Below are 10665 nucleotides of genomic sequence, written 5' to 3' on the forward strand. Positions count from 1 at the left end.
TACGCCTTACTCATTTACAAATTCGGGATTTGTCATAGAAGCGATCGCCACCGCCCCCCACAACGGCGCATCATCCCCCAAAATCGCTGGGACAATTTCAAAATCAACTTCTGGTAAAGCCGTCTCCCGCGCCACCTGACGCACCACCTGCCAAAAATCTGCCCCCGCTTTCGTCACACCGCCCCCCAACACAAAGCGCTGCGGATTCATCAAATTCGCCACATTGCCAATACTCACACCCAGCGCCCAAGCAGCCTTGTGCAATACTTCCTTCGCCAAATCATCTCCAGCCGCCGCCGCCTCACTTACCAACTGCCCCGTCAGCAACGTTAAATTATCCCCCACCAAACCCCTCAACACCTCTCCTCCTTGGCGTACTTGGCGACTTGGCGGTTCCTTCTCCAAAATTTCCCTAACATTTTGCGCCATATAAGGCCCCGACGCCAAACGTTCCACACATCCCCGCTTACCACACAAACAAACTGGCCCAGCAGGATCTACAACTATATGTCCAATTTCACCAGCCATCCCACCAGCACCTCGCCAAGGCTGGCCGTTGAGTATCCAACCACCACCTACGCCAGTGCTGACAGTGATATAAAACAGGCTATCGTACCCCTGTCCCGCACCAAAACGATGTTCACCCAAAGCAGCAACGTTAGCATCATTATCTACACCAACAGAAACGCCAAACTCCTCCTCCAACAATCTTTTGAGAGGAATATTTTCCCATCCAGCCACATGATGAGATAGTCGCACCGTCCCCGTGGAAGCATTTACTGGACCGCCAAAGCTGACACCGATCGCAGCAGGTTTTGTGTCTTCTAGCAGCGAGTAAATGAGCGATCGCATAATTTCCAAGTCAGTATTAGCATTTGCATTCGCTGGCGAGAGACGGCGTTCATAACGCAACCACTTTCTAGAACCGACATTTACCGTTGCTGCCGCTAATTTAGTTCCGCCAAAATCGAGAGCTAAAATTAATGTCATAGTTTTTTATTTTTTATAATAGGTAGTTTATTTCTCAAGAAAGATGTTTGCTAGGAAAATAAATTCAACACTAAAGAATACTGTATAATTTAGCAACTCATGACTTCCGATCAACCAAATCCACTTATCGATTTCTCTCACGCCAAAGAACCTCCTCTCTCTCTTGATATCGATAAAGCTCAAGAGGCAGATCCCATAGAACCTGAAGAAGTAACTGGAGAGAGTAAGCAAAACCCTACTCCTGATGATTTCAATAGCGAAGATGAAGATCCTATAATTGGGGGTAGTCAAATAATTAGTGGCAATATTTCAGCTGGTTAAATATTGCCATTACTAACTTACTCATCTCTATCTGAGTTAAGTACTCCGTCAATAAACTGTTGCAATCGTTCATAATGTGAACCTTTCCAATAAATGCGATCGCAGTCTTGGCAACGCTGGAATACATCAACCTGCGATCGCACTGTTTCTGGTAGCTTGTCAACGATGGATTGCTTATCTACAGGTTCTAATAATCCATTACAGCGCAAACACCGTTTAAATGGTGAGACTAATTTAAATAAGTCATAGCGTTGCAGTACTTCCAAGATTTGTTCTTGAGGGTTGGTATTTCTAACGTAATACCCATGCGTTACCATACTACGCATTAATAGACCCTTATCACGAGTCAAGAGAATCCGTGCTTGGCTATAGGATATCTCGGCTAATTTCTCATCCTCGTAGTCATTGCGGTATAAAGTATCAAAACCTAAAAGTCGTAGAGATGTCGCCAACTTCCCCAAATGAATATCTAAAACAAAGCGGATAATACTAAGCGGTTCTGGCATAACAGAAATGCTTGGTATAATAGTATCCCTAGCAAAAATTGGATAAACATTGATAGTATCTCCATCCGAAACTATGTAAGAAAAATTTACATATTCACCATTGACATTTATAAAATCAACTTCTGGATGAGGGACACCCAACGATTCAATCATGTCCTTAATGGACGTTCTCTCCTCAAAAGAATGGGAGATTTTCACCTGCTTATGATGCCGTGGTAAAAAATGATTCAATTCTCCATGAAAAAAGAAATATGCGATCGCCATACTTAAAAATCTTTAGTTTACTAGGAGCTGCTGTATCCCCTTACTGGCAATAATTTGTCACAATTGCAAAACTTTATCTATTTTATTGAAAAAATCAATGCTTGCTCAAGTGAGCTATTTCCACTATTAAGACGCCCGTTAACCCTGATTTAACTCACCTTCTAGAGGCGAAAAAGGCTAAAGAAATTATAAAAATTCTCAAATACTTGCATTTATTATTGAGTTCAGTTACAGTCAAGGCAGAGGCATATAATCAAACCCTGACATGAGCTTCAGGAAGTTAGATTAGGTAAAAGGGTAAATACCAGGTTTGTTAATGTTGATGTTAGTGACGCTGCTAATAATTAGTCACTAGTTTTGCTCATTAACTTATCGTGCATAAAGTACGGGGCACAAAGCATTTACCCCTAATTTGATTGTTTTTATTTTTTCAACTTTAATTGACAATTATTCTCAATATATATACATGTGTGAATACATTAAAAGCAGATAAAAAAGTATTAAAACAGTATTGGCTTACCAAAGTATTATCTGTTTATCAGGTGTTCTCGCATCTACTTTTAGGAATATGTTTCTCGCAAAATCAACATAAAATTATATGTTTATATGTAACAACAACTGTAACTAGCTATGTAAAAAAATTCAGCAAAACTTTAAATAACTATGTTGCTGCTAGCAATATTTTTGATTGTAATATTAGCTACATCTATATTGTAAGCAAGTTGATCGCCTGTTACTCTCTAAGCGATCGCAAAAGATTGAATATATTTGATTTTACGAAACAAACCAAGTTTAGAAAAGCTGAGTTTCAGCAAGTGAAAATTTACAAGATACCAAATAACAATAAAACTAGATACAAAACTAACGCCGCGCATACGGAAAAATCTATTTTGATGCTGTTTATCTCTATTGTGGAGACTTTATTAACCGGAAAGACCTTGATCAGTAATGATGTTATAAAGTGGATACCTAGTTTTAACTGGGAAATGAATATTGTTCTTTTTTATCTCCTTTAATCAAGGATATTGTAGCTAAGAACACAATTGTATTTTGTAATACCTTTCGTCCATAAAATACGCTAATGAGTACAGCGAGATGAATACTTTTTTTTGTTCTGACGATTCACAGCAAGTAGGAGAAGATGTTATTGGTAGCGCCACCAATTATCAAACTTATATTTTAGTTGAGTGTCCTTTACCTTGGACATCAGAAGCTTTTAATTCCAAATGGATACCACAAAATTTGAGGATTTTGGTAGAGGAAGTGAAGCGTGCTAAACTACCGATTAGATTCCTCTTAATTGCTAATGATCAATCACACAAAGTAAACCATACTACGCTCTTGATTTATCAAAAACAAGAGGGGCTAAGTAATGGATACCATAAAAAAGAGTTTAAGCTAGCAAATATTGAGCAAGTAGCAGCAGTTGTCCAAAAATGGTTATGGGGTATTAATTCTAATTCTGAGATAGAAACCACCAAAACTAAAGATATTTTAGTTTGTACCCACGGTAGCCATGATAAATGTTGTGCCAGATATGGCGCTCCTTTTTACTTTAATGTAACATCAAGAAATGCTGATTTGTGCTTGGATAATGTGCGAATTTGGAAATCATCACACTTTGGTGGACATCGGTTTGCACCAACAATTATAGACTTGCCAGAAGGAAGATATTACGGTCGTATAAATATAGATTCATTTAGAGCGATTTTGACTCGTACTGGTGATATTCAATGCTTAAATAAAGTCTATAGAGGCTGGGGAATTCTGCCTCCTGCACTTCAGGTTTTGGAAAGAGAACTAATGCTTTGTAATGGATGGAATTGGTTTAATTACAAAGTCGCAGGCAAAGTTTTGGAGCAAAGTTTAGATAATAATACTATTCTGGGTGAGCTAAGTTTTGAACAACCTTCTGGTTCTCTCTACACTTACCAGGCTAAACTTGTGAAAGATGAAACTAAGACTCAACAACTGAAGAGTTCATGCAATGCTACACGAGAGTTGATAGTTACTAAATATGCTGTCGGTAGTCTTTGGCTTACTTCTAGTAAGGTGATGAGTTATAGTACGTAAAAGAGAAGAGTTTTTAGACGCAGAGGGCAGGCAGCGCGTTGCAGGGGTTCCCACGGCAGTCGCTCATGGGGGAAACCCCCAAGACTGCGCTGCCTCCCCGTTGTAGCGACTGCCGTCACGCAAAGGCAAGCGCAGAGGTACGCGGAGTCTTGCTGAATTTAGTTTGTTATGAATTAATTAAATGCTGTATTTAGTATAACGCTGCACAAATTCGTAACAAAATTTCTGCGTCCCTACCCTGCGGGAGGGCAAAGCGTCTATGCGTTAAAATTCCAAATATCAAGATTAAGTCATATTTAAGACTTTTCGTAAAAGTATTTGGTCTTCTAATTTGGCTTTTAAACGGCCATTTTCAATATCTCGAATCCAGCTTTGGCTTTTACCTGTAAGCTTTGCTAATTCTCTTTGGGAAAGATTCAAATTTTTTCGCGCTTGCAAAATCTGTTCACCTAGCAAATCGTTTGTAGCTTTAGGCTTCCTTTTGGCTTTAGCAGTTCTTGTTTTCTTTTTTTCCGATTCTGAGATTTGCTGTTCCCATTCTAGTGGGAGTTCAAAAGCCAAAATCCGTGCATTCATTAAGAGATTCCATTTACCACGGGGGCCTGTGTCTGTGAGGCGGGTTTCAGCACCACCGTCATTAGTCCAAAATTCTAATGCTTCATCTGGATCTTCAGGAAGATCAACTAACTTCGCCCATAAAGGTTGAATTTCTGGTGGGTAAGTAACTGGATCGAAAAGTGGTTTCATTCCATAGTGATTGAGAATTTCTAGATCGCTTTCAAAAGTTCGCAGCAAACGTTTGCGTTCTTCCCGTTGTCTGGATGCAAGGGCGACTTTTTCTTCTCCGTAAGCAATACGCAGCAAGGTAGGAATAGTAATGCGTTGTTCTTTACCCATTTTGGTTTTAAACAGCAACCACAGCATTAATCGGACTGCGCCTTCATGTTGCTGCCAAATGCTCATGACTGTGGTTAGCAATGTTTTGGGAAGACTGCCGTATTGATAGAATGCGGTTCGCTCTTTACATGCTTGTTTGTTTAAGAAATATTGTGCCCATAAACCTGCTTTTACTTTAAAAGTTAGCCCAATAAGATATTTGCATCCAAGATTGTCTTCTTGAAAATGGTGCTGAATATCTACTAAGTGCCATAGGCGGCTACCTGTAATAGAGAATCCGTTAATTCGACCTTGTTGAGGCCAGTCAATGGAGATAAGCAGGGAGCAAGCTTGCTGGACAAGATTTTTCATTAAAGCTAGTTTGGCAGCTTTGCTTAAATCTTTGCGTTTCTCCATCCCCAAATATTTCTCAATTTGTCGCTCATCGATCGCAAATTCTTGCTCCCAAGGTTGCTCTAAGGCTGTAGCATAAGCTGCAAAAATTAGATGTATGCAAGCGGCTCTGATGTCAAGCCCCTCAACTGCTGCTATATCTGTGGCCTTGTCGTTAACTTTGAATGGATCTTGGATGTGAAAAGCGATCGCACCTCGTCCCTGATTAATTTGTCGGCTGTAACTTATGTACCCTTCTTCATCGGTTTCCCAATGTAGCGATGTGCGTTGTGCTAGTACATTACAAGCTTCCCAAATAGCGATCGCTGAAGCAAATGGATTATTCTTGCCGTTAGAAAACAAGTCTAAACTGCTAGCATCTCTCGGTTCTATTTTGCATCTCCCCTTTTTCGACTGCCAAGGAATCGGAGAATTAGTTGGACAAGCTATTACACATTGCGGCTCTGAATAATAGCCCTCACAATTATTACAAAGACCAGGATCAATCCAGTATTCATTGTCCTCTACTCTGATTGCACCCGTAGGACATTGGGGGCGGCAGTTGTCACATCCAACGCAACTGTTGTTAGGAATTGTATAAGGCATTTGGCTCTTTTCCCACTCTAATCGTTGAGATGTCTGGCTCAGGTCTCCCCTGGATGAGTCCTGTTTATTCATGACTCGCTACCACATTATCTTTCTGGCGAGAATAATCTTTTCTCACCACACTTACTCCCCACATCCATATTGTTCGCATCCAATTGGAAGCTATTTAAGGCTTTAAAACCGAGCCGGATAAAACTTATTTATTAACTATACATTTCATAAAAATAATGATTAATTTGTTCGTGTCGAGCTTTAAAAAAATCTTAATATTTATTTAAATTTACATTTAATGAACATTTTAGCTTTGACCCTAAAGTGTTTTTGGAAAATCTTGAATCATGTTCTAATTGGATTTCATCTGATTTATTAATGATTTTAATATTTAATGCATGATAATATTCTGCTACTAAGTTTACAGTTCCTTCATAATTAACTTTACTTTATTGAAATAAACAAATAATATATTTTGTCATCATTTATTTAAATAGATTAATTAAAGAGAAATCAGAAATTGTTGGCTTTTAAAATACATATTGCATATATGAAAATGTAACTATTGAACAAGATTAATTGTATAAGTTAATACTATTTACATACATTTATCTACTTAATCATAAAAATATTTGAAAAAAAATATCATCACTCTTATGGAGATAGTTGTATCTGCTGGAAATAATAATTATCCTTTTTTTAACCAACACACAGTAGGAACGGGCTACTTCACCCTCCTACGACTAGACAATTATTATCAATAAGTTTTCTCTATAATTTGAAATTAAAAGCAATGTAATTTTGTGTTCAAAGTCATCGAAATTCGATGATAAAAAAGTAATTTTTGAATACAAAACAATAAAAGATTAGGATAATATGATGATTAATGCACAGACAGATTTACAGGCAAAATTGCCGAGGTATTATTCATGGCACAACTAACAGGTTTGACATTTGGCGGTAAGGCTTGGACACCAAAATTCGCTCAAGAAATTGACAAAGAGAAATGTATCGGCTGTGGCAGATGCGTTAAAGTATGCGGTTACAATGTGCTAGGTTTGAAGGCACTCAATGAAGAAGGCGAATTTGTAGAAGATGAAGATGATGAAGAAATTGAACGGAAAGTAATGGCAGTTACTTCTCCAGAGAACTGTATTGGTTGTGAAGCTTGTTCACGGATTTGCCCCAAGAATTGCTATACGCATGTTGCATTAAACAACTAAGGTTTTTGAAGTTAGTCAAAATTGTTGTTAATTCAAGGAGGCACTGTTTGTATAAAGCGTAAATGCGCTAGGCAAGGTAACTTGAGGGGAATACTAAATATTTACTGTAACTAATAAAAAGTTCACAGTAAACAAATCCGTAAATCGCGAAATGTCAGTTATTAACAAATTTAAACTTGCTGCTAATATAGCCTAATCAATATTAGGTCTAACAGTGCCCTCTTGGAACAACTAGCTTTTCTGGGAGCAGGGGGCTACCTTTTTCATAGGAGTTGAAATATAATTTGTAAGTTTTTGGGGGAAAGATATGGAAAAAATCTGGAAGTTTCCCCCATTTTTTATGGCTGCACGTTAGAAAGTTAATAAGTGAAAAGGGAATGGGGAATAGGGAACGGGGAATGGGGAATAGATAAGAATGCCCAGCGCCTAAATACCTAATACCAGAAAATCACACCTTTAAAGACTGTTTACACAGGTAGCATGTATGCAACAAGTTCCTGTTTCACTATGGACTCTGGTTGCTGGGATAGTAGTTACAGCAATCAGTATTTGGATTGGTCAGAATCACACTCTGATGCCGGTGCAAGCATCGTTACAAGCGCCTTTGGTAGACGGTTTTTTCAGCGTCATGTTTACCATTGCGATCGCACTCTTCTTGGTGGTAGAAGGAACAATTGTAGTTTTTTTGATTCAGTTTCGTCGCCGTCGGGGTGACGATACCGATGGCGTGCCAATAGAAGGTAACTTGCCCTTAGAAGTCTTTTGGACAGCAATTCCAACAGTGATTGTCCTCCTCTTGGGCATCTACAGTGTAGATGTTTTTAACCGAATGGGCGGCTTTGATCCTGCGGGTCATCCTCATTCAGCAGCTCATGTTGCTCATATACCGGGGAGTGCTATTGCAGCTACATTAAGCGATACTTCCCAAGCAACAACTGCCCCAACAATCGCCCCGACAATTGGTATTGGCGCGTCTCCTCAAACCCTAAACAAACCAGCCGATTTAGTTGTTGATGTCAAAGGCATACAGTACGCCTGGTTATTTAATTACCCTGATAGTGGCATTACCTCTGGGGAATTGCACATACCCGTCGGTGCTGATGTACAACTCAACCTTTCAGCACAAGATGTAATTCACTCATTCTGGGTGCCAAACTTCCGCCTGAAGCAAGATGCACTTCCTGGTATCCCTACCGAACTACGATTTGTCGCCACCAAACCAGGTACATATCCCGTAGTTTGTGCTGAGTTGTGCGGTGGTTATCACGGTTCAATGCGGACACAGGTAATTGTCCACACACCAGAAGAATATAATAACTGGCGGACAGAAAACCAGATTGCTCAACAGCAAAACCTAAATCAAGTCGTTGCAATTAATCCAGCCGACTTATTAACATCAGAGTTTCTCGCGCCCCACACCCATGATATGGGAATTAGTGCAGCAACTCTAGAGTCATTGGTCATTGGTCAGGAGAGACGCGATTAATCGCGTCTGTACAACCGATTAATCGCGTTTGTACAAGAGTCAAATTTAATTACTTTGGACGTTTGACCCTGGACTTTGCATAAGGGTAAAAAATATGACGCAGGTAGAATTTCCACGGAATACTCCACCAGAAGAACATAAACCAAAAATAGTGGCTGGCCATACCTCCCATCCGAAGGCGTGGAAATGGCAGGACTATTTTACATTTAATGTTGACCACAAGGTTATTGGTATCCAATACCTAGTGACGGCGTTTGTATTCTATCTCATCGGCGGACTGATGGCTGTTGCTCTCCGTGTCGAATTAGCAACGCCAGAGGCAGACTTACTCGACCCCAATCTGTATAACGCTTTCATGACCAATCACGGGACGATCATGATCTTCCTGTGGATTGTTCCTAGCGCCATTGGGGGATTTGGTAACTATTTGGTGCCGTTGATGGTCGGTGCTAGGGATATGGCTTTCCCGAAGCTGAACGCGATCGCTTTTTGGTTAAACCCACCAGCAGGTGCGCTGATATTAGGTAGTTTCATTTTTGGCGGTTCGCAATCTGGTTGGACAGCTTACCCACCTTTGAGTTTGGTGACAGCACCAATCGCTCAAACTATGTGGATACTTGCGATCGTTTTAGTAGGAACTTCCTCAATTTTGGGTTCACTGAACTTTGTGATCACCATTTTGATGATGAAGGTTCCTAGCATGAAATGGGATCAAGTGCCCTTGTTTTGCTGGGCAATCTTGGCAACCTCCCTGCTGGCGCTTCTCTCCACACCTGTATTAGCAGCCGGTTTAGTTCTGCTGTTGTTTGACCTCAACTTTGGTACTTCCTTCTTTAAACCAGATGCAGGCGGTAACGTTGTAATTTATCAACACTTATTCTGGTTTTATTCTCACCCGGCAGTATATTTAATGATTCTGCCCATCTTCGGCATCATGTCGGAGGTAATTCCAGTTCACTCCCGCAAGCCAATTTTTGGTTATAAAGCGATCGCTTATTCTAGTGTAGCTATCTGCGTTGTCGGTTTGTTCGTCTGGGTACACCACATGTTCACCAGTGGCACACCCGGTTGGATGCGGATGTTCTTCACTATCTCCACTCTTATAGTTGCAGTTCCCACTGGCGTGAAGATTTTTGCCTGGGTTGCTACCCTTTGGGGTGGTAAAATCCGTTTCACAGGTGCGATGCTTTTCGCCATTGGCTTGTTGTCCATGTTTGTCATGGGCGGCTTAAGCGGTGTGACAATGGGAACAGCCCCCTTTGATGTTCACGTCCACGACACATATTATGTAGTAGGACATTTCCATTACGTTCTGTTTGGCGGTTCCGTGTTTGGCATCTACGCCGGCATTTATCACTGGTTCCCCAAAATGACCGGACGAATGTTGAATGAAAGCTTGGCACGCATTCACTTTGCCCTCACCTTCATCGGTACTAATCTGACCTTTTTACCGATGCACGAGTTGGGTTTGCAAGGAATGCCGCGAAGAGTGGCAATGTATGACCCCCAATTTATCGACCTCAATCAAATTTGTACCTTTGGTTCATTTGTTTTGGCGATATCAGTAATTCCTTTCACCATCAACATGATCTACAGTTGGCTGAAAGGGCCTTTGGCTGGTGATAATCCTTGGCAAGGTTTGACCTTAGAATGGACAACTAGCTCACCACCTGCAATTGAAAACTGGGAAGTGTTGCCGGTTGTGACTCATGGCCCTTATGACTACGGTCATAGTCACAGTAATGAACTACAGCCATCTGCAACACCGGAAGCTAGTGCTTAGTACAGCTTTGCGTAAAAACGTAGCGTTTTTAATGCAAGCCGACGCATTAACAATGTAAGCCGTTGCATTAACAATGCAAGCCGATGCATTAACAATGCAAGCCGATGCATTAACAATGTAAGCCGATGCATTAACAATGTAAGCCGATGCATT

General features: G+C 40.5%; 9 protein-coding genes. 6 read left to right on the plus strand and 3 right to left on the minus strand.

The window, feature by feature from the left end; all coding sequences use genetic code 11:
* Nucleotides 1–6: 6 nt before the first annotated feature.
* Nucleotides 7–990, minus strand: coding sequence for an ROK family protein (locus tag ACFE90_RS09515; protein ID WP_375499876.1), 984 nt, complete (start codon nt 988–990; stop codon nt 7–9).
* A 99-nt stretch (nt 991–1089) separates the two neighbouring features.
* Here ACFE90_RS09515 and ACFE90_RS09520 point away from each other — a divergent pair, with 99 nt between their 5' ends.
* The gene (locus ACFE90_RS09520; RefSeq protein WP_375499878.1) at nt 1090–1311 is read left to right on the plus strand and encodes a hypothetical protein; all 222 of its coding nucleotides are present in this window, start codon (nt 1090–1092) and stop codon (nt 1309–1311) included.
* Nucleotides 1312–1328: 17 nt separating this feature from the next.
* Here the strand turns inward: ACFE90_RS09520 and ACFE90_RS09525 are convergent, their stop codons facing one another.
* Nucleotides 1329–2081: a Mut7-C RNAse domain-containing protein gene (locus tag ACFE90_RS09525; protein ID WP_375499880.1), complete on the minus strand. Its 753-nt coding sequence runs from the start codon at nt 2079–2081 to the stop codon at nt 1329–1331.
* A gap of 470 nt (nt 2082–2551) precedes the next feature.
* Between ACFE90_RS09525 and ACFE90_RS09530 the strand changes: the two genes are divergently transcribed.
* Nucleotides 2552–3097, plus strand: coding sequence for a hypothetical protein (locus ACFE90_RS09530; protein ID WP_375499882.1), 546 nt, complete (start codon nt 2552–2554; stop codon nt 3095–3097).
* 79 nt (nt 3098–3176) lie between these two features.
* Nucleotides 3177–4154: a sucrase ferredoxin gene (locus tag ACFE90_RS09535; protein ID WP_375499884.1), complete on the plus strand. Its 978-nt coding sequence runs from the start codon at nt 3177–3179 to the stop codon at nt 4152–4154.
* Between the two features lie 285 nt (nt 4155–4439).
* On the opposite strand, the gene ACFE90_RS09540 is transcribed toward ACFE90_RS09535, so the two are convergent.
* Nucleotides 4440–6029: a helix-turn-helix domain-containing protein gene (locus tag ACFE90_RS09540; protein ID WP_375499944.1), complete on the minus strand. Its 1590-nt coding sequence runs from the start codon at nt 6027–6029 to the stop codon at nt 4440–4442.
* 920 nt (nt 6030–6949) lie between these two features.
* On the opposite strand from ACFE90_RS09540, the gene fdxB reads away from it, so the two are divergent.
* The 3 genes from fdxB (at nt 6950) to ctaD (ending at nt 10512) form a co-directional block, all read left to right on the plus strand.
* Nucleotides 6950–7243, plus strand: a complete 294-nt coding sequence (gene fdxB / locus ACFE90_RS09545; protein WP_335196515.1) for a ferredoxin III, nif-specific — start codon at nt 6950–6952, stop codon at nt 7241–7243.
* 484 nt (nt 7244–7727) lie between these two features.
* Nucleotides 7728–8729: a cytochrome c oxidase subunit II gene (locus tag ACFE90_RS09550; protein ID WP_375499886.1), complete on the plus strand. Its 1002-nt coding sequence runs from the start codon at nt 7728–7730 to the stop codon at nt 8727–8729.
* A gap of 94 nt (nt 8730–8823) precedes the next feature.
* Nucleotides 8824–10512, plus strand: coding sequence for a cytochrome c oxidase subunit I (gene ctaD / locus ACFE90_RS09555; RefSeq protein ID WP_375499888.1), 1689 nt, complete (start codon nt 8824–8826; stop codon nt 10510–10512).
* Nucleotides 10513–10665 lie beyond the last annotated feature (153 nt).

The organism is uncultured Nostoc sp., assembly GCF_964245445.1.
Lineage (GTDB): Bacteria > Cyanobacteriota > Cyanobacteriia > Cyanobacteriales > Nostocaceae > Nostoc.